The 18,282-nt window shown below is 73.9% G+C and carries 15 protein-coding genes and 2 pseudogenes; 8 read left to right on the top strand and 9 right to left on the bottom strand.

Features of this window, described 5'->3' with window-relative positions:
- Positions 1-32: 32 nt before the first annotated feature.
- Both ACFY1T_RS30355 and ACFY1T_RS30350 read left to right on the top strand, forming a co-directional pair.
- Positions 33-1,406, top strand: a complete 1,374-nt coding sequence (locus tag ACFY1T_RS30355; protein WP_390790999.1) for a GH1 family beta-glucosidase — start codon at positions 33-35, stop codon at positions 1,404-1,406.
- Positions 1,403-2,659 carry an MFS transporter gene (locus ACFY1T_RS30350; RefSeq protein ID WP_390790998.1) on the top strand — a complete coding sequence of 419 codons (1,257 nt, stop codon included), beginning with the start codon at positions 1,403-1,405 and terminating at the stop codon, positions 2,657-2,659. The genes ACFY1T_RS30355 and ACFY1T_RS30350 overlap by 4 nt, the downstream gene beginning before the upstream one ends.
- A gap of 88 nt (positions 2,660-2,747) precedes the next feature.
- On the opposite strand, the gene ACFY1T_RS30345 is transcribed toward ACFY1T_RS30350, so the two are convergent.
- Positions 2,748-2,984, bottom strand: a complete 237-nt coding sequence (locus ACFY1T_RS30345) for a chaplin (protein ID WP_030861001.1) — start codon at positions 2,982-2,984, stop codon at positions 2,748-2,750.
- A gap of 409 nt (positions 2,985-3,393) precedes the next feature.
- On the opposite strand from ACFY1T_RS30345, the gene ACFY1T_RS30340 reads away from it, so the two are divergent.
- The 3 genes from ACFY1T_RS30340 to ACFY1T_RS30330 all read left to right on the top strand — a co-directional run bounded on the left by ACFY1T_RS30340 (position 3,394) and on the right by ACFY1T_RS30330 (position 7,509).
- Positions 3,394-5,256: an ABC transporter ATP-binding protein gene (locus tag ACFY1T_RS30340; protein WP_390790997.1), complete on the top strand. Its 1,863-nt coding sequence runs from the start codon at positions 3,394-3,396 to the stop codon at positions 5,254-5,256.
- Complete coding sequence (locus tag ACFY1T_RS30335) at positions 5,253-6,170, top strand: serine/threonine-protein kinase (protein WP_390790996.1); 918 nt, start codon at positions 5,253-5,255, stop codon at positions 6,168-6,170. Before ACFY1T_RS30340 ends, ACFY1T_RS30335 begins: the two co-directional genes overlap by 4 nt.
- 67 nt (positions 6,171-6,237) lie before the next feature.
- Entirely contained in the window at positions 6,238-7,509 is a 1,272-nt protein-coding gene (locus tag ACFY1T_RS30330; RefSeq protein ID WP_390790995.1) for a pyroglutamyl peptidase, read from the top strand.
- A gap of 7 nt (positions 7,510-7,516) precedes the next feature.
- On the opposite strand, the pseudogene ACFY1T_RS30325 reads toward ACFY1T_RS30330, so the two are convergent.
- Positions 7,517-8,891: pseudogene (locus tag ACFY1T_RS30325) on the bottom strand (DUF885 domain-containing protein).
- Positions 8,892-9,078: 187 nt separating this feature from the next.
- Between ACFY1T_RS30325 and ACFY1T_RS30320 the strand changes: the two are divergent.
- From ACFY1T_RS30320 to ACFY1T_RS30310, 3 genes are all read left to right on the top strand, one after another.
- Entirely contained in the window at positions 9,079-9,498 is a 420-nt protein-coding gene (locus tag ACFY1T_RS30320) for a hypothetical protein (RefSeq protein WP_390790994.1), read from the top strand.
- Positions 9,499-9,580: 82 nt separating this feature from the next.
- Positions 9,581-10,231: a hypothetical protein gene (locus ACFY1T_RS30315; RefSeq protein WP_390790993.1), complete on the top strand. Its 651-nt coding sequence runs from the start codon at positions 9,581-9,583 to the stop codon at positions 10,229-10,231.
- A 57-nt stretch (positions 10,232-10,288) separates the two neighbouring features.
- Positions 10,289-10,507, top strand: coding sequence for a hypothetical protein (locus ACFY1T_RS30310; protein WP_390790992.1), 219 nt, complete (start codon positions 10,289-10,291; stop codon positions 10,505-10,507).
- Positions 10,508-10,528: 21 nt separating this feature from the next.
- Here ACFY1T_RS30310 and ACFY1T_RS30305 read toward each other — a convergent pair whose 3' ends face one another.
- From ACFY1T_RS30305 to ACFY1T_RS30275, 7 genes and pseudogenes are all read right to left on the bottom strand, one after another.
- Positions 10,529-10,957, bottom strand: coding sequence for a hypothetical protein (locus tag ACFY1T_RS30305; RefSeq protein ID WP_390790991.1), 429 nt, complete (start codon positions 10,955-10,957; stop codon positions 10,529-10,531).
- Positions 10,958-11,048: 91 nt separating this feature from the next.
- Complete coding sequence (locus ACFY1T_RS30300) at positions 11,049-12,344, bottom strand: MFS transporter (RefSeq protein WP_390790990.1); 1,296 nt, start codon at positions 12,342-12,344, stop codon at positions 11,049-11,051.
- Positions 12,345-12,430: 86 nt separating this feature from the next.
- Positions 12,431-14,455 carry a prolyl oligopeptidase family protein gene (locus tag ACFY1T_RS30295; RefSeq protein WP_390790989.1) on the bottom strand — a complete coding sequence of 675 codons (2,025 nt, stop codon included), beginning with the start codon at positions 14,453-14,455 and terminating at the stop codon, positions 12,431-12,433.
- A gap of 88 nt (positions 14,456-14,543) precedes the next feature.
- Positions 14,544-16,163, bottom strand: a complete 1,620-nt coding sequence (locus ACFY1T_RS30290) for a glutamate synthase subunit beta (RefSeq protein WP_390790988.1) — start codon at positions 16,161-16,163, stop codon at positions 14,544-14,546.
- Between the two features lie 44 nt (positions 16,164-16,207).
- Positions 16,208-17,074 carry an alpha/beta fold hydrolase gene (locus ACFY1T_RS30285; protein WP_390790987.1) on the bottom strand — a complete coding sequence of 289 codons (867 nt, stop codon included), beginning with the start codon at positions 17,072-17,074 and terminating at the stop codon, positions 16,208-16,210.
- Between the two features lie 191 nt (positions 17,075-17,265).
- Positions 17,266-18,042, bottom strand: a complete 777-nt coding sequence (locus tag ACFY1T_RS30280; RefSeq protein WP_390791103.1) for a DUF4037 domain-containing protein — start codon at positions 18,040-18,042, stop codon at positions 17,266-17,268.
- Positions 18,043-18,177: 135 nt separating this feature from the next.
- Positions 18,178-18,282 (bottom strand): annotated as a pseudogene (locus ACFY1T_RS30275) (IS5/IS1182 family transposase); the annotation flags it as partial.

Below are 18,282 nucleotides of genomic sequence, written 5' to 3'. Positions count from 1 at the left end.
GCCCTCGCACGCCTCGACCGAAGTGAGCCCGTATGACTGCGTCCGTACCCGCGTTCCCCGCCGATTTCCTCTGGGGCGTATCCGCCTCGGCGTTCCAGATCGAGGGCTCGCCCACCGCCGACGGCCGGGGTCCCTCCTCATGGGACGCGTTCACCAAGGAGCCCGGGCGCATCAAGGACGGCTCGCACGCGGACGTGGCCACCGACCACTACCGCCGCTACCGCGAGGACGTGGCCCTGATGGCCGGACTCGGCGTGGGCGCCTACCGGTTCTCGGTGTCCTGGTCCCGGGTCCTGCCGGACGGCCACGGGCAGGTCAACCGCAAGGGCCTGGACTTCTACGACCGGCTGGTCGACGCGCTGTGCACGGCCGGCATCGCCCCGGCGCCGACCCTGTTCCACTGGGACACCCCGCTCGCCCTGGAGGAGAAGGGCGGCTGGCTGAACCGCGACACCGCCGAGCGGTTCGCGCAGTACGCGTCGGTGGTCGCGGAGCGGCTCGCGGACCGCGTCCCGATGTGGATCACCATCAACGAGCCCGCCGAGGTCACCCTCCTGGGCTACGGCATCGGGGAGCACGCCCCCGGCAAGGGCCTCGTCTTCGACGCCCTGCCGGCCGCGCACCACCAGCTCCTGGCCCACGGCCTGGGCGTACAGGCCCTGCGGGCCGCGGGCGCCCGGCAGATCGGCATCGCCGCCTCGCACAGCCCCGTGTGGCCGGCGAGCGACAGCGCGGAGGACCGCGGCGCGGCCGAGCTGTACGACCTGCTCACGAACCGGCTCTTCGCCGACCCGATCCTGACCGGCGCGTACCCGGACGAGGGCCTGGCCTCCCTGCTGCCCGGCCCCGTGGACGAGGACCTCAAGACGATCTCGGCCCCGCTGGACTGGTACGGGATCAACTACTACAACCCGATGCTCGTCGGAGCCCCTCAACCGGCCGCCGCCGCAAGCGGGTTCGGCGGCATCGAGATACCCGCCGACCTCCCCTTCACGTTCCGTCCGATCGAGGGGTGCGAACACACCGACTTCGGCTGGCCGGTGGTCCCGGAGGGCTTGCGCGAACTGCTCGTCTCCCTGCGCGAGCGCCACGGCGACCGGCTGCCGCCGCTGTACATCACCGAGAACGGGTGTTCGTACACGGACGCGCCCGACCCCGTGACGGGGCGCATCGCCGACACCCGCCGGATCGACTACCACGCGGGCCATCTGGCCGCCCTGCACGCGGCGATGGCGCAGGGGGTCGACGTCCGCGGCTACTTCATCTGGTCGATCCTCGACAACTTCGAGTGGGCGGAGGGGTACCGGCAGCGGTTCGGGCTGGTCCACGTGGACTACGAGACCCTGGAGCGGACCCCCAAGGAGTCGTACGCCTGGTACCGCGACGTGATCAAGGGCGGCAGATGACCGTCGGGGGGACGGCCGCGAAGGCCGTCGGCCCCGCCGACCCCGCGGGCCCGGTCGGCGGCCGGTTCGTGGGCGCCCTGTCCCTCGCCAACCTCGGGGTCTGGGTCGGCTGGTTCGGCCCGCTCCAACTGCTCCTGGCCCGCCAGGCGGAGCAGCTCGCCCCGGACCACAAGGCGGCGACGCTCGCGCTGGTGACGGGGGTGGGGGCGGCCGTCTCGATGGTCGCGAACCCGGTCTTCGGGGCCCTGTCGGACCGCACGACGGCCTCGGTGGGCCGGCGGATCCCCTGGGTGGTGGCGGGGTCCCTGGGCGGGGCGGCCGGGCTGCTCGTCCTCGCGCGGGCTTCGAGCGTCGCCGTGGTCGTCGCGGGCTGGTGCCTGGTCCAACTGGCCCTCAACGCGGCCTTCGCCGCGCTCACCGCCGCCGTGCCCGACCAGGTCCCGCCGCGCCGGCGCGGGCTGGTCGGCGGCTGGCTCGGGGTCTCGCAGGTCGGCGGCATCCTGGTCGGCACGGCGCTGGCCACGCTCGCGGGCGGCGTCACCGCCGGATACCTCGCGTGCGCGGCCTTCTCGGTGCTCGCGGCCGTCCCGTACGTGGTGATGCGGCGCGACACCCGGCTGCGGCCCGAAGCCAGGCCCGTCTTCCGGTGGCGGACCTTCCTCACCGGCTTCTGGATCGACCCGCGCCGTCATCCCGACTTCGGCTGGGCCTGGTTGACGCGGTTCCTGATGAACCTGTCGTACTCCGTCAGCACGATGTACCTGCTGTACTACCTGACCGACGCGGTGCACTACGGGGGCGACGCCGACACCGGCGTCCTGATCCTGACGGCGCTCAACGCGCTCACCCTGCTGGCCACGGTGGTGGTCGGCGGTGTCCGGTCGGACCGCACGGGCCGCCGGAAGGTCTACGTCATCGGGTCGGGGCTGGTCATCACGGTGGCCACGCTGCTGCTCGCCGTCTGGCAGACCTGGACCGGGGCGGTCGTCGCCTCGCTGGTCCTCGGGGTCGGCTTCGGCGTCTACACGTCGGTGGACTTCGCCCTGCTGACGGACGTGCTGCCGACGGCGCAGGACCGGGGCCGGGACCTCGGCGTCATCAACATCGCCAACGCTCTGCCCCAGGTGCTGGCTCCGGTGATCGCCGCGCCGGTGGTCACGCACTTCGGCGGGTACACCGCGCTGTACGCGCTGGCGGGCGCTCTGGCGCTGGCGGGATCGGTGCTGGTCCGCCGCATCCGCGGGGTCCCGTAAGCGCCGGGGGGAACGGCGGGTCGCGCCGTGGGACCGAGCGTGCCCGCGGCGGCGCCGGACGGACCGGTGGCACCGCGGGCACGGTGGATCAGGAGTTGACGCAGACGTTGCCGGCGGTCGGGTTCAGCAGGCCGATGAGGTTGATGCTGTTGCCACAGGCGTTGAGCTGGAGGTGGATCGGGATCTGGACCACGTTGCCCGAGAGGATGCCCGGCGAGCCGATGGCGTAGCCCTCGGCCCCGGCGTCGGCGGAGGCGCTGCCGATGCCGCCCAGCGTCGCACCGACGACCAGAGCGGCTCCGGCGACCAGGGTACGGATCTTCATGTGGGTCTCCCATCGCAATGAGTGATGTGCGTGGGCCATCCCATACCAGTCCGGCCCGAACCTGTCCGATTCACCCGGTCGTGGGCCCCGTCCGCGGGGCGCCGCCGCCGTCCGCACGACGCTCCCGCGGGCGTCCGGCACCGCGTGGAAGGTGAATTTTTCCGGAAAGGGCAATCTCCCGGGCCCTCTGGAGCGTATGTGCCTGTGGAAGCCTCTTCAGTGAGACAGCTCATGGAGGAAAACTCATGGCCATCTTCACTCACCTGATTCCCGCAAAGCACCGGCGTCGCGGCAAGAGGGACATGACCTCGGGACGTGACGACACCACCGGGAGGCGCCGTCACCGTCGCCGTCACTGCACCAACGACAACGGCCACAACGGCCACCATGGGAACAACTGGTAAGCACCATGGGACGGGTCGCGCGGCATGCCCTGCGACGACTGCTGTCGGTGGCGGAAGACCCCGACGCGGTCGTCGCGGCCGCGCCGCCCGTCACACCGCGCGAGGCGTTCCGCCGGTTCTGGCCCTACACCCGGGGCGGCCGGCGCTGGCTGGTCCCGATCCTGATCTTCAGCATGATCGGCCCGCTGCTCGACGCGGCCGAAATCTGGCTCTTCAAGGTCGTGGTGGACGAGGTCCTCGTTCCGCGCGATCTGAGCCCCTTCCTCTGGATCGCCCTGGCCTACCTGGGGCTGGTCCTCGCCTCGGGGGTTCTCTCGTTCGCCGACGACGTGCTGTCCACGTGGGTCGGCGAGCGCTTTCTGCTGGCCCTGCGGTCGGATGTCTACCGGCACGTCCAGGGGCTCTCCCTCGGGTTCTTCGAGCGACGACGGCTGGGTGACGTACTGTCACGCATCACCGGCGACGTGGACGCGATCGAGACCTTCCTCCTCTCCGGCGTTGCCAACGCCCTCTACTACGTCATCCAGTTGGGCGTCTTCCTCGGGCTGCTGTTCTACCTGAGCTGGGACCTGACCCTCCTCGCGCTCGTCATCGTGCCGCTCTTCTGGGGCGCGGCGCTGCGCTTCTCCCGGCTGATCAAGTCCGCCTCGCGCGAACGCAGGCGGCGCAGCGGCTCGATCAGCGCGATAGCCGAGGAGTCCCTCGGCAACATCGCGCTGGTACAGGCCTACAACCGGCAGGGGACGGAGGAGGGCCGGTTCGAGCGCGAGAGCGTGGGCCGCTTCCGCGCGGCGATGGTCTCGGCCCGCATCCGCTCCGTGTACGGCCCGATCGTGGAGGTCATCGAACTGACCGGAGCGCTGGCCGTGATGGGCCTGGGTACGTGGAAGCTGGCACAGGGCCAGCTCACCCTGGGCGGGCTGCTCGTCTTCGTCGCCCTCCTGGGCCGCCTCTACAGCCCGATCCGCGACCTGTCGCAGCTCACCAACACCTTCTACGCGGCGTCCGCGTCGGCCGAGCGGATCATCGAACTGCTCGACCAGCACCCGCAGGTCGCCGAGGTCGAAGCCGCCCGTGCCCGGAGGATCGGACGCGCCCGGGGCGATGTCGAGTTCCGCGGCGTCTCGTTCCGGTATCCGGGCACGGCGCGATGGGCCCTGCACGACGTGTCGTTCAACGTGCGGCCCGGTACGACGGTGGCGCTGGTCGGGGCGAGCGGCGCCGGCAAGTCCACGGTGGGGAAGCTGCAGTTGCGCTTCTACGACCCCGACGAGGGGGCGGTCCTCCTCGACGGCACCGACCTGCGGGAGCTGCGGCTTTCCGAACTGCGCGAGAACGTGGCGGTGGTGCTGCAGGAGACGCTCGTCTTCCACGGCACGGTACGGGAGAACATCGCGTACGGGCGGCCCGGCGCGACGGAGGCGGACATCGTCGCGGCGGCCCGCGCGGCCGACGCCGACGGGTTCATCCGGCTCCTGCCCGAGGGCTACGACACCGTCGTCGGCCAGCGGGGCCGGACCCTGTCCGGCGGGCAGGCCCAGCGCCTGGCGATCGCCCGCGCCATGGTCAGGGACGCACCCGTACTGCTCCTGGACGAACCGACCACCGGCCTGGACGCCGAGTCGGCCCGCCGGATCATGGAGCCGCTGCGCCGGCTGATGGCCGGGCGGACCACGGTCGTGATCTCCCACAACCTGCTGACCGTCCGCGACGCCACCTGCACGGTGGTGCTGGACCGGGGCCGGGTCGCCGAGCGCGGTACGCACGAGGAACTGCTCGTCCGGGGCGGGGTCTACGCCCGTCTGCACCGGATGAACGGCGACGCGCCCGGCTCCGGCCCCCTCTCCCCGCTGAAGGTCCTGTCATGAGTCTCGCGACCACCGCCCGGCCCACCGGCCCGCCCCCCGCGCCCGGCCCGCCGCTGGCGCCCGGGACGAGACCCGCGCCCGGGTACGAGGTGCTGGCCCACCTGGACCGCACCGGCTGGCTCGATCTGTACGACGCCTGGAGCGAGGAGCGGGAGTGCCGGTGCGTCGTGAAGCTGCTGCGCCCCGACCGCCGCGGTGAGGCGCGGCTGACCGAACGGCTGGTCCGCGAGGGCCGCTGGCTCCGGCACTTCACCCATCCGCACCTGGTCCGCGCGTACGAGACCTTCGAGTCCCCCGAGCCGCTCGTCGTCCTCGAGACGCTGACCGGCGAGACGCTGTCGCACCTCATCGACCGGCTGCCGCGGCGGGCGGCCGCCGAGGACGTGGCCGTCCTGGGCGTTCAGCTGTGCTCCGCGCTGCACTACCTGCACGGCCAGGGGCTGCTGCACCTGGACCTGAAGCCGGCGAACGTCGTGGTGGAGTGCGGCCACGCGAAGGTGCTCGACCTCAGCACCGCCCGTGCTCCCGGCACCGCCCCGCCGGGTGTGGGCACGTTCGGCTACATGTCCCCCGAACAGGCCCGCGGCGGCGCCCTGTCGGCGGCGGCCGACGTCTGGGGCATCGGCATCACCCTGTACGAACTCGCCACCGGACAGCTCGCCTTCGACATCGGCGACACCGTGGACGGCACCCTCGGCGCCGCCGCGGACGGCGGGGACGCGGACTGGTACCCCCAGCTCGAGGAGCCGGCCCCGCCGGTCTGCGCGCACCGGCGCCTGCCCGCGGCGCTGGCGGCGGCCGTCGACGGCTGCCTCCGGCCCGATCCGGCGGACAGGCCGACGCTCCCCGAGCTGTCCGCCGCCCTGGACGCGACGCTGCGCCGTCGGCGCCGCGACACCGCCGGGCCGGGGTGACGGGAACCGGCCAGACCGGTGAAAGAGCCTGGTGAGGCGCGGGACCAGCTATGTAATGTCACATTGCATGATGCTCTTACGGCGTACCGCCGCGCTCGCTGTCCTCCTTGCCACCGTCCTCCCCGCGGCCGTCTCCGCGCCGGCCCACGCGGACGACGCCTCCTCCTGCCGGACGGCGCCCTCCGCGCCCCTCGACACCGAACAGGCGCGGCTCGCGGACCCGCGGACCGCCGCGCTCGCCGAACGCGCCGGGTTCGGCGACTTCGTACGGCGCTTCCCCGCCGCCCTGTGCTCGGTCCGCGGCCCCGCCGAGGCGGGGCGGCTGCTCGACGGCTGGGGCGAGGCGCTCTGGCAGTCCGCCGTACGCCGCGCCCAGGGGCAGCGGCCCGGCGGCGACCTCCCGGCCGGGGACGACCGCCCGCTGTACTGGACCCGGCTGGCCATGACCACCGCGCTCGCCCGCTGGGAGCCGGGATTCGCCGTGGACCGCGCCGCGCTGCGCACCCGCTTCGAGGACGCCTCCCGCGGCCTCTCCGACAACGCCTTCCAGACGCCGGCGGGCGTCCGGCACGTCTTCATCAGCGGCTTCGACCCCTTCGGGCTCGACACCGAGCTGCGCCGCGCCAACCCCTCCGGTTCCGCGGCCCTCCAGCTCAACGGGCGCCGCATCACCCTCGCCGACGGAAGCCGCGCCGAGATACGGGCCGTCGTCCTGCCCGTGCGGTACGCCGACTTCGACGCCGGCATCGTCGAGCGGGCCTTCGCCCCGCGCCTGACGGGCGGTTCCGGCGCGGCGGACGTCATCACCACGATCAGCCAGGGCTACCCGGGCATCTTCACCCTGGAGGCCTGGGCGGGCCGGTCCCGGTCGGCAGATCCGTACCCCGACAACACCGGCTCCCTCTCCGGCGGCACCCGCGAGCACCCCGTGACCGCCCCCGGTCTCGGCCCGGGCGCGGAGTTCATCCGGACCACGCTCCCGACCGAGGGGGCGACCGGCTCCGTGCGGAGCCCCTATCCGGTGCTGCTCAACACGGCCGTCACCGAGATCCCCGCGGGCGCCACCGGGCCGGTGGACCGCGAGGACGGCCCGACACCGGGCTCGCGGGCCGTGGAGGGCGGCGGGGGCGGCTACCTCTCCAACGAGGTGGCCTACCGCTCCAACCGCCTGCGCGGCGAACTCGCCCCCGGCCTGCCCGGCGGCCACCTGCACACCCCGGTCCTCACCGGCCTCCCGGCGGACCCGGGCCTGCTGACGGGCCCCGAGTTCGAGCGCAACGAGACCGCCATCACCGCGGAGGTCCGCGCCGTACTGGAACACACCGCAACCCGCCCCTGAACGCCGCCTACAGGGAGCCGAGCTCGTCGCTCAGATCCGTCAGACCGAGCGAGCCGAGCGAGAGGGCGGCCATGTGCCAGCGCTTGAGGTCGAAGTCCGGGCCCTGCTTGGCACGGGCCCGCTCCCGGCCCTCCAGCCAGGCCCGTTCACCGAGCTTGTACGAGATCGCCTGGGCCGGCCGGAGTAGCGGCCGAGGAACTCCCGCGCCAGCGCGGGAGTCCACCGCTCCCCCGGCCGGAACGGCGAGTGCGCGGGGATGGGCAGCCGCAGGTGCATGCCGATGTCGATCACCACGCGGACGGCCCGCATCATCCGGGCGTCGAGGTGGCCCAGCCGGTCCGCGGGGTCGGCGAGGAATCCCAGCTCGTCCATGAGGCGTTCGGCGTACAGGGCCCAACCCTCCGTGGTGGCACTGACCTTGCCCACGTGCGTCTGGTAGCGGGAGAGGCGGGAGGCGAGGAACGTCCAGTGGCCCAGCTGGAGATGGTGCCCGGGGAATCCCTCGTGGTACAGGCCAGCACGACCCAGGGGTCCTGCCCGCCGGGCAGGATGCGCCGCGCCTCGGCCCGCATCTCGGGCAGGAGCCGGTGGAACTCCTCCCAGCCGTACGCGTACGCCTCGTCGAGATCGGGATCCGCGCCGGTGTGGTGGCGGGCGAAGCGGCCGTATCGCTCGCGCCCGACGGCGTCCCCGGCTCCGGCGCCGGTGGCCTGGGCCTCGTACTCGCGGCGGAACCACTCCCCCAGCTCCGCGAAGGCGCCGGTCGCCACGCGCGCCGCGGCATCGACCTCGGCACGCTGGTGCGGCGGTGCAGCGGCGGCCAGCGGGCCGAAGCCACCGGCTCCGGAGCCGGTGGAACCCCCGGAGCCCAGCCACTCCTCCAGCTGCGCCACGTTGGCCCGTACCTGGCGCGGCGCCGCCGCCAGTCCGCGCCCCACGCCCTCGGCCAGCGAGGCCCGGTAGCCGCCCAGACAGTCGGGAACGGCCCGCAGCCGCTGCGCGATCGCCGCCCAGTCCTGCGGCGTACGGGTCGGCATCACCGCGAAGACCTTGCGGACCCGGTGCAGCGGCGAGGAGGTGTCGTTCACCGCGCGCAGGTGCTCGCCCGCCTCGTACTGGGCCAGTTCCGCGTCGAGCCGCTCCCGCAACAGCCGCGCGCACCGCCGCTCGACGTCGGCGTCCGCATGCCCCCCGGCGAGCCGTACGAGGGTCTCGCGCGCGAGCTCGGCCCCGGCGGCGGCCCCGTCGGGCGAGAAGTCCGGCAGTCTGCCGGCGCCGACGGAGGTGCCGAGGTACGTGCCGGTGATCGGGTCGAGCCCGACGAGCGCGTCGACATGCGCGTCGGAGATCTGACGGGGCAGCTCACGCCGGGGCCTCAACATGCCCGGACCTCTGCCCAGCCCCGCCCCCGGACAAGCCCCGTGCCCGCGCCTTTGGCCGGTATCCCGCGCCCGGCCGCCCGCCCCGCTCACGCCCCGACGTGCGGGGTGCGGCAGTGGTGCGCACGATGGGGACGGGACCGATGTGGCATTCGGAACGGGGTCCCGCATCCGAGAGAGAGGCGGCGCGATGAGCAGCACGCCGAGTACCACGCCGAGCAGTACCAGCAGCGGCTGGGCCGCGGGCGGCACGATGTTCGCCGGCGTCGTGATGGTCGTCACCGGCGTCTTCGGCATCATCGAAGGCATCGTCGCGATCGCCAACGACGAGGTGTACCAGCGCATCGGCGCCTACACCTTCAAGTTCGACCTCACGGCCTGGGGCTGGATCCATCTCGTCGTCGGCATCCTCGTCGTCGCCGCCGGTGCGGCGATCCTCAAGGGCTGGGAGGCCGGCCGGTATGCCGGTATCGCTCTGACCAGCCTGTACGTGATCCTGCACTTCATGTGGCTGCCGTACCAGCCACTCTGGTCGATCATCGCCATCGGCCTCGGCGTGTTCGTCATCTGGGCCCTGTGCACCGACGTCTCCCGGACGGCGAAGCACTGACGGCGCGACGGCGGCGGCCGGACTGCGGCCGATACCCTCGTGCCGGTACGCGTACGCCACCGGCACGAGGAGCAGGAACAGCATGACGATTCACCGGCCGGGCCGGCCCGGAGACCTTCCCGCGGCGGAACTGCTCTGGGCCCGGTGGGCGTTGGTCGCCGTACTGGAAGCGACGACCGGGGCGGAGAGCCGCGGCGTCCACCGCACCGGCCACTGGATCGACGGCTCCGCTCTCCGTCTCGACGACTGCGGCAGCACGTGGTGGGCCCTGCGCCGGATGGGCGGGGGCCGCTTCGTGCTCTACGGCGAGGACGAGTCGAGCGGCGTCAAGTGGCACCGGCCCACCATCGACATGCTGGCGCAGGGCCCGGACTGGCTCCCGTACGAGAGGCTGCGCGACCTGCTCGAGGGCTGGGAGCTGGGCTGCGTCTACTGGTACGAGAACGGCGTCTGGGCCCGCGCCCCCTACCCGGACGACCTCCGGGACGACGGTCTGGACTGCGGTCTGAGCCGCTTCGCGGACCGGCGGGAGGTACTCGGCCTGCTGGCCGGGCACAGCCCGGCCGCGAAGGATCTCCTGGAGGCCGCCGAGGAGTACCGGCTGGCGCCCCGGGCGCTGGATTCCCTGGTCGCGGTCGCCGGCAACGACGGCCGGGACGAGGACTGGGACCTGCCCGCCATGCACCGCGCGCTCGAGCTGGCCGGTCTCGCCGGGGAGCCCGTCACCACGTAGTGCACGCGATCCCGAAGTGTTCTAGCGTCGTATGAGTGCCCGCACCGAGGTGAGGACGTGGAGGTGAGCAAGGTGGCGACTCCGACTCCGGCCCAGTTCCGGGCCGTCCACGGCGACATGGGGCGGTGGCAGTCCGTCGACTTCGAGGTGTACGAGCACCTCGTGGAGAACCAGTACGTCGTCCGCCCGCTCCCCCGGCCGGGACCCGGCGACCGCCTGCCCCGCCGTGCTCCGGACCCGGCGACCCGACCCGCATCGCCGGACCAGGGCGGCTAGGGCGGCCAGGGCGGACACGCCCTACCCGCCCTGGACCGGGGTCCGCCCCCGACGCGGGGCGGCGAGCCGCCGGGCTCCGCGGACCAGGCCGTACGCGCACAGCGCCGCCACCGGGACGGCCGTGAGGGCGACGGCGGCCCACTCCTGCGCGTAGTGCACGGCCTGGGTGGGCGTCCGCTCGAAGGTGATCATCGGGCCGTAGCTGTAGTAGCCCCAGATCATGAGCAGCTGGGAGAGCACGGCGCGCAGGACGGCGTGCACCGCCGTCGGCGCCGTGGCCGAGACCAGCAGCACGACGGCGGCGTACGGCACGTAGCCGGAGGCGAAGCGGCTCGCCGCGGTCACGTTCAGCCCGTCGCCGTCGCCCGCGACGGCGATCCACGCGGACAGGGCCCCGGCGGCCAGCGCCACCGCCACGGTGACGGCCGCTCGCTGCGCGCCCCTGTTCATCTCGTTCTCCTCACCTGCCGCGTACGTTCCCGGTCTCCTCCACCCTCCGTCGCCGGTTTGCGCGGACAATGACAGGAATATGACCGTTTCGTCACGAGGAGGGCGTGGGGAACGGCTCCGCCTCCTTCTCGGCGCGGTCCTTCTCGGCTCGGCGCCGCAGCGCGTCCTCGTCCGTGTCCGCGTCGTACGTCACCAGCTTGGGCAGCGCCACGGTGAGGGCCGCGACCGCCGCCACGCACATCAGACCGCCGCTCCAGAACGCCGGACGCGTACCCGTCCAGCCCGCGACCGTGCCCGCACGGACCTGGCCCAGCTGCGGACCCACGCTGTACGAGAGCACCTCGATGCCCGCCAGCCGTCCCCGCAGCTCCTCGGGGATGGTCTGGTTCCAGATCGTCGCCCGGCCCAGGCCGCTCAGCATGTCCCCGGCTCCCGCGACCGCCAGGCACAGCAGCACCACCCGGATGTCGGTGAACCAGCCCGTCGCCGCGATCGCCGCGCCCCAGACCGCGGCCCCGCACACCACGAACAGGCCGTGCCGCCGCACGCGTGAGGTCCAGCCGCTGGTCATCCCGAGGACCAGGGAGCCCACGGCGCCCGCCGAGTACATGAGGCCCAGCGCCCACACCGCGTCGAGCTCGTCCGCGAGGAAGGGGAAGATCGTGTTCGGGAAGGCGAAGAACATGGCCGCCAGGTCCACCGCGTAGGTGCCCAGCAGCACCGGCCGGCTCCACGCGTAGCGCGCGCCCTCGGCGATCCCGCGCAGCGAAGGCCGTTCCGCGTCGGGCGAGGGCGGTGCCGGGGCCAGCCGCGCGCACAGGATCACGGACAGGACGAAGCCGGCGAGGGTGATGCCGTAGGCGGCCGGGTAGCCGGCGTAGGCGACGACCAGGCCGGCGAGCGCCGGTCCGGCGATCGCGCCGATCTGGTAGCGCAGCGCGTTCAGGGCGGCGGCCGCGGTCATCTGCTCGTGGGGCACGATCCGCGCCATCATCGAGTCCAGGGCCGGACGCTGCAGCCCGGCCAGTGCCGAGACGCCGGCCGCGACCACGTACAGGGGCCACAGCAGCGGGTTCGGCAGCAGGGAGTTGACGAGCAGGACCAGGGCCAGCACCCCGAGCCCGGCCTCGCTCAACATGATCATCCGCCGCCGGTCGATCGCGTCGGCCAGGGCCCCGCCGTACAGGCCGAAGACGACGAGCGGGACGAGTTCCACCGCGCCCATCGCACCGACCGCGAGCGGCGAGTCCGTCAGGTGCTTGATCTGGAGCGGGAGCGCGATCATCGCCATGAAGGACGTGAAGAACGTGACGGCGCCCTGGAAGAAGAGCAGTCGGAAGTCGCGGCTGGACCGCCACGGCGACAGGTCGGGAAGCAAACTGGACAAACGGGTGGTACTCACAACGGATCATCGTGAGGGAACCGTCCGCGCCCGGGCAACGCATTTTCGGTCCCCGGGCGCGGCCGGGCCGGTCAGGCCCCCTCGACGCCCAGGTGCTGCCACAGGAAGGTGTACGCGAGCGCCTGGTTGACGGCCGCCTGTTCGTTGTCGCTGGCTCCGCCGTGGCCGCCGCCGGTGTTCTCGTGGAAGAGCACCCGGTGCCCCAGTTCCCGCAGCCGGGCGGCCGTCTTGCGGGCGTGGCCGGGGTGGACGCGGTCGTCGCGGGTGGAGGTCATCAGCAGCATCGGCGGGTACGGCCGGTCCGCGGCGAGGTTCCGGTACGGGGAGAGGGCCTCGAGGTGGGGCCGGTCCGCCTCGCTGTCGGGATCCCCGTACTCGGCGATCCAGGAGGCCCCGGCGAGCAGGCGGTGGTAGCGGAGCATGTCCAGGAGCGGCACCTTCGCGACGACCGCGCCGAACAGCTCCGGATGGCGCACCAGCATGGCGCCCATGAGCAGTCCGCCGTTGCTGGCTCCGGTGATGCCGAGCCGCTCGGGGGTGGTGATGCCGCGGGCGGTGAGGTCGGCGGCGACGGCCGCGAAGTCCTCGAAGGCCCGGACCCGGTTGGCGCCGAGGGCGGCCTGGTGCCAGGCGGGGCCGTACTCGGAGCCGCCGCGGATGTTGGCGACCGCGTAGGTGCCGCCGCGGGCGAGCCAGGCCCGGCCGGTGAGCGGGCTGTAGCCGGGGGTCTGCTGGTCCCGGAAGCCTCCGTAGCCGTAGAGGAGCGCGGGGCCGGGGGCGTCCTGGCCGGCGGGGCCGACGACGAAGTACGGGACGCTCGTGCCGTCCGCGGAGGTCGCGAAGAACTGCCGGACCGACAGCCCGCGGGCGTCGAAGCGGGCGGGAGCCTGCTTGAGCGGCTCGGAGCCGGCGCCGATGTGCCCGTAGGCGAGCGTGGAGGGCTGCAGGAAGCCGTCGATGTTGAGGAAGTACTCGTCGCTGACGTCCGCGTCGGTGTCGGTGACGGTCGCCGACGACAGCGCCGGCACCTGCGCGAGCGGCCGGCGGCTCCAGCCGTCCGGGCCCGGGGTGAGGACCTCGATGCGGGTGGCGACGTCGGCGAGGGTCTCCAGGATCAGGTGGTGGCGGGTCCAGCTGTGCCCGGCCAGCGCGGTGCGCTCGTCGGGCGCGAACAGCACGTGCGCCGTGCGGTCACCGGCGAGGAAGGCGTCGAAGTCGAAGGCGAGGAGCGAGCCGGCCGGGTGGCCGAGCCAGGAGGTCTTCGGGGTGACGATCAGCCACTGCCGGTGCGCGTACTTCCCGGCGTCGTCCGGGACCTCGATCTTCACGAGCCGGTCGCCGTCGGCGAGCAGGTACAGCTCGTCGTGGAAGAAGTCGGTGTGGCGCGAGACGAAGTCGCGCTCGTGGCCGGGGGTCGGGTCGTGCCAGCCGGCGGCGGACACGTCCCCGGGCTCGGCCTCGAAGACGACCGCGGCGTCCGTCACGGGGGTGCCCCGGCGCCAGCGCCGCACCGTACGGGGGTAGCCGGAGGCGGTCAGCGAGCCCGGTCCGAGGTCGGTGCCGAGGAAGACGGTGTCCTCGTCGATCCAGCCGATCCGGGTCTTCGCCTCGTCGACCCGGAAGCCGCCCTCCTCGTCCCGGACGAAGGCGCGCTCGCCGAGGTCGAACTCGCGGACCACGACGGCGTCGGAGCCGTCCCGGGAGAGCTGGACCAAGGCGCGGCGGTGATCCGGGTACCGCACGCGGGCGCCGGCCCACACCCACTCCTCGCCCTCCCGCGCGGCGAGGGCGTCGACGTCGAGGAGCACCTCCCAGTCGGGGTCGTCCTTGCGGTACTGCTCCAGCGTCGTACGCCGCCACACGCCCTTCGGGCGGTCCGCGTCCCGCCAGAAGTTGTAGAGGTGCGCACCGCGGCGGGCGGTGTACGGGATGCGGTCGGCGTCGTCGAGGACCTCGCGCAGTTCGTCGCGCAACGCCTCGAACCGCGGGTCGGCGGTGAGCGCGGCGGCGGTCTCCGCGTTCCGCTCCGCCACCCAGGCCAGGGCGCGCTCGCCCTCGACGTCTTCCAGCCACAGGAAAGGATCTTCAGCAGTCACCCCCCGATTGTGCAGCCCCGCCGGGCGGCCCGGAGCCGCATCGCCCGGAGCGGGGGCTCCGGGTCGTCCGGGTTCCGGCGGGGGCCGGTCAGGCCGACAGCGGCCGGTCGTGGGCGCCGACGGGGGCGGGCAGGGCCGTGGAACCGGTGAGGTAGCGGTCGACCGCGGCGGCCGTCGCCCGGCCCTCCGCGATGGCCCACACCACCAGGGACTGGCCGCGCCCGGCGTCGCCCGCGACGAAGACCCCGTCGGGGCGGCGGCGGGCGGGCCGCTGCTCCCTGGGCCGGCCCCAGGCCGGAGGCGCACCCGGCGTCGGGGCCTGGGCCCAGGGCGGCGCCTCGGCCCTCGCGGGACGGCCCGCGGGGGGCGCGGACGCGGCGGGCGGGCCGGACGCGCCGAGGGCCGCGTAGTCCGCGTCCCGGGCGAAGTTGCCCCGGTCGTCCCGGGTGAGCCCGAGCTGTTCGCCGAGCCGGCAGGCCCGCTCGGGGCCGGAGAAGCCGAGCGCCAGCAGGACCAGCCCGGCCTCGATGACGCGCTCGGTGCCCGGCATGGGCCTGCGCCCCACGGCCTCCACCGCCGTCAGGTGCAGGGCCCGCACCCGGCCGTCCGCATCGCCCTCGAAGTGCACGGTCGCGCTGGAGAACAGGCGCGGATCGCTGCCCTGCCGCCCGCGTGCCTCCTCGTGGGCGTGCGAGATCCGGTACACCTGCGGGTGCACCAGCGGCCACGGCTCTCCCTCGGGCCGGTCGGGGCCGGGCTCCGGCCGGATGTCGAGCTGGACCACGGAGAGCGCGCCCTGCCGCAGGGCGGTGCCCAGGCAGTCCGAGCCCGTGTCCCCACCGCCGACGATCACCACGTGCCGGCCCTCGGCGGTGAGCGCGGGCTCCGCGCAGTCGCCTTCGCCGACCCGGTTGGCGCAGGTCAGGTACTCCATGGCCTGGTGGATGCCGTGCAGTTCACGGCCCGGCGCGGCCAGTTCCCGGCGCTCCTCGGCCCCGACCGCGACGACGACCGCGTCGTGGCGGCGGCGCAGTTCGGCCGCGTCCACGCGGCCGCCGATGTCGGCGTCCGTGCGGAAGACCGTGCCTTCGGCCCGCATCTGGGCGATCCGCCGCTCCAGGTGGGTCTTCTCCATCTTGAAGGCGGGGATGCCGTAGCGCAGCAGGCCGCCGATGCGGTCGGCCCGCTCGTAGACGACGACGGTGTGCCCGGCCCGGGTCAGCTGCTGGGCCGTGGCGAGGCCGGCCGGTCCGGAGCCGATGACGGCGACGGTCTGGCCGCTGAGCCGGCCGGGCGGCGCCGGCGGGGCGTACCCGAGCGCCCAGGCCTGGTCGGCGATGGTCTGCTCGACGTTCTTGATGGTCACCGGATCGGCGTTGATCGCCAGTACGCAGGAGTCCTCGCAGGGGGCCGGGCAGAGCCGGCCGGTGAACTCGGGGAAGTTGTTGGTGGCGTGCAGCCGCTCGGACGCGGCCCGCCAGTCGCCGTGCGCGGCGTAGGCGTTCCACTCGGGGATGAGGTTTCCGAGCGGACAGCCGCCGTGGCAGAAGGGGACTCCGCAGTCCATGCAGCGGTTCGCCTGCTCGGACACCAGGGGCAGCAGCGTCTGCCCGGCGTGCACCTCGCGCCAGTCGCCGAGCCGCTGGTCCGCGGGGCGCGACGGCACGGGGTTCCGGGGGGTCCGGAGGAACCCGTACGGGTCGGTCATACGCCGCCTCCCTGGTCACGGGCGGACACGACGGTCAGACCAGGCTACGCCGGGTTCCCGGCCTGCGCGGCGGTGAGGAATTGCGTGGTCGCCGCGATGAACCGCCCGGGGTCGTCGAGCCACGGGGCGTGGCCGGCTCCGGGCTGGGCGAGCAGCCGGGCGTGCGGGAACAGGGCGGCGTACTCGGCTGCGGCGCACTGGGGCAGTGACACGTCGAGCCCGCCCGTGAGGAGGAGCACGGGGGCGCCGAGCCCCGCGAGTGCCTCGCGGGTGGTTCCGGGGTCGAAGGCCCCTTCGCCGGCGTAGGCGGCCGTGGCCTCGGCGTTCTTCTGTGCCTCGTCGGCGGCGTCGTGGGCGCGGGCCGCGTCGTCCCAGCGGCCGTGGAGGAACGGGGCGATCGCCTGCCGGCTGTCGGCGGTGCCCCGGCCGGCGGTGAGGGCCTCCAGGGCGGCGTACGCCTCCGGGTACCAGGGCTCGCCCCGGCGCAGGCGGGCCGTCTCGAGCCGGGCCTCGCCGGTGATCGTGATGCCGACGGCCATGACGCTCGGGGTGAGCAGGACGAGCTTGCCGACGCGCTCCGGGTGGCGGGCGGCGTACAGGACGGCCAGGTTGGCGCCGGCCGAGTGCCCGAGCAGGTCGATCCGGTCGAGGCCGAGGTGCGCGCGCAGTGCCTCGACGTCCTCGACCTGCCGGTCGCAGCGGTAGGAGCCGGTGTCGGCGGGCAGCTGTGAGCGGCCCGTGCCCCGCAGGTCGAGCATGACCAGCTGTCGGTGCGCGGAGAGCCCGCCGAGCTCGCCGAGGTAGGCGGAGTCCCGCATCGGTCCGCCGGGCAGGCAGACGAGCGGCGGCCCGTCCGCGCCGGAGACGCGATAGGCGAGCGTGGTCCCGTCGGGAGCGGCGAAGGTAGGCATGCCGCAGACCCTGTCAGCCGCTCCGGCCCCGGGCAAACGGGTTTCCCGGTGGGGTCGTGCCGCGCCGGGGGCGGCGGCCGCGCCGCGCGCGCGGCACAACACGAGGAGCGGGCCGCGAGCCGCCCCGTGCCGCCTCGGCCCCCGCCTCGGCCCCCGCCTCGGTCCGCCTCGGCCCGCCTGCCGAGAGGCGGTCAGAGGCCTTCGCGGGTTAGCGCGATCAGGGTGCGCGCCTGCGCGACGGTGGCCGTCAGCTCCTCGGCGGTGGTGCCGGGCGCGCCCAGCAGGCCGCGGACGCGGCGCCCGAAGTCGGCGGGTGCGCCGGGCAGCGTCTCGGCGACGGCCAGCGCGCCCTTCTCGTTGAGGCACCAGCGGCGGTCCGCGGCGAACAGCGCCTGCACCAGCACGCCCACGGCGCGGGACAGGCACAGCGCCACGTACAGGGCGTCCCCCCGGGCCGCGCCCTTCGCCGCGCCCTCGGCCAGGAACTCGGCCTCCCAGGCCGCCGCCGTCAGCGCCTCCCGCAGCGGTTCGGGGTAGTCGGCGGTCCGCCGCCGAAGCTCCGCCAGCTCGCCCGTCGGGTCGGCGAGCACCTGCCCGAGCGCCACCTCGCCCGCGTAGCACGGAGACCAGAACCCGAGCGGATGCCCGGCCTGCACGCCCGTCTCGTACCGGCCCTCGCGGCACTGCTCCCACACCTGCCCGACCCGGTCGAGATCCCGCAGGATCCAGTCCACTGCGGCGCCCTCGACCCGCAGCCACGCGCCGCCGTTGACCCAGGGGCCCCAGCCGCCGGGCGCGGCCACGTCCACTCCGGGCCCGGCGAGTGCGCGCAGTGCGTCGAGGTCGAGGGCGCCGCGGTAGTAGACGCCGAGGTCCCAGTCCGATCCGGGCCGGTGTTCCCCGCGCGCCCGGCTGCCGCCGAGCATCACGCCCACCACACCGGGCACCCGGGCCAGGCGCTCCGCCATGTCTTGGATGATCGTTTCCACGCCATGAGTCTCGCACCGCGGGTCCGCGCCGGGCCAGCGGATTCGCGCTGCCCCCTAAAGGCTGTTGCAGAAGGTCCGTCTCGGGCAGGTCGGAGTGGTGTTTGACCTGCTGGTTCACCGTGTCAGGGTGAGGTTGTGCATGGTGGCGACGGCCTGGACGGCGTGGTGGAGGCCGTCGCCCCTCTGGCGGCAGTCGCGGAGGATCTTCCAGTTCTTCAT

The organism is Streptomyces sp. NPDC001194 (assembly GCF_042896985.1).
Classification (GTDB): domain Bacteria; phylum Actinomycetota; class Actinomycetes; order Streptomycetales; family Streptomycetaceae; genus Streptomyces.
Note: the sequence above shows the minus strand (reverse complement) of the source record. Positions and strands in the feature narration are given on the sequence as shown.

Excerpts from the sequence above, each read along its gene's own strand:
- ACFY1T_RS30355 (WP_390790999.1), top strand. The coding sequence starts at position 33 with ATGACTGCGTCCGTACCCGCGTTCCCCGCCGATTTCCTCTGGGGCGTA.
- ACFY1T_RS30350 (WP_390790998.1), top strand. The coding sequence starts at position 1,403 with ATGACCGTCGGGGGGACGGCCGCGAAGGCCGTCGGCCCCGCCGACCCC.
- ACFY1T_RS30345 (WP_030861001.1), bottom strand. The coding sequence starts at position 2,984 with ATGAAGATCCGTACCCTGGTCGCCGGAGCCGCTCTGGTCGTCGGTGCG.
- ACFY1T_RS30340 (WP_390790997.1), top strand. The coding sequence starts at position 3,394 with ATGGGACGGGTCGCGCGGCATGCCCTGCGACGACTGCTGTCGGTGGCG.
- ACFY1T_RS30335 (WP_390790996.1), top strand. The coding sequence starts at position 5,253 with ATGAGTCTCGCGACCACCGCCCGGCCCACCGGCCCGCCCCCCGCGCCC.
- ACFY1T_RS30330 (WP_390790995.1), top strand. The coding sequence starts at position 6,238 with ATGATGCTCTTACGGCGTACCGCCGCGCTCGCTGTCCTCCTTGCCACC.
- ACFY1T_RS30320 (WP_390790994.1), top strand. The coding sequence starts at position 9,079 with ATGAGCAGCACGCCGAGTACCACGCCGAGCAGTACCAGCAGCGGCTGG.
- ACFY1T_RS30315 (WP_390790993.1), top strand. The coding sequence starts at position 9,581 with ATGACGATTCACCGGCCGGGCCGGCCCGGAGACCTTCCCGCGGCGGAA.
- ACFY1T_RS30305 (WP_390790991.1), bottom strand. The coding sequence starts at position 10,957 with ATGAACAGGGGCGCGCAGCGAGCGGCCGTCACCGTGGCGGTGGCGCTG.
- ACFY1T_RS30290 (WP_390790988.1), bottom strand. The coding sequence starts at position 16,163 with ATGACCGACCCGTACGGGTTCCTCCGGACCCCCCGGAACCCCGTGCCG.
- ACFY1T_RS30285 (WP_390790987.1), bottom strand. The coding sequence starts at position 17,074 with ATGCCTACCTTCGCCGCTCCCGACGGGACCACGCTCGCCTATCGCGTC.
- ACFY1T_RS30280 (WP_390791103.1), bottom strand. The coding sequence starts at position 18,042 with ATGGCGGAGCGCCTGGCCCGGGTGCCCGGTGTGGTGGGCGTGATGCTC.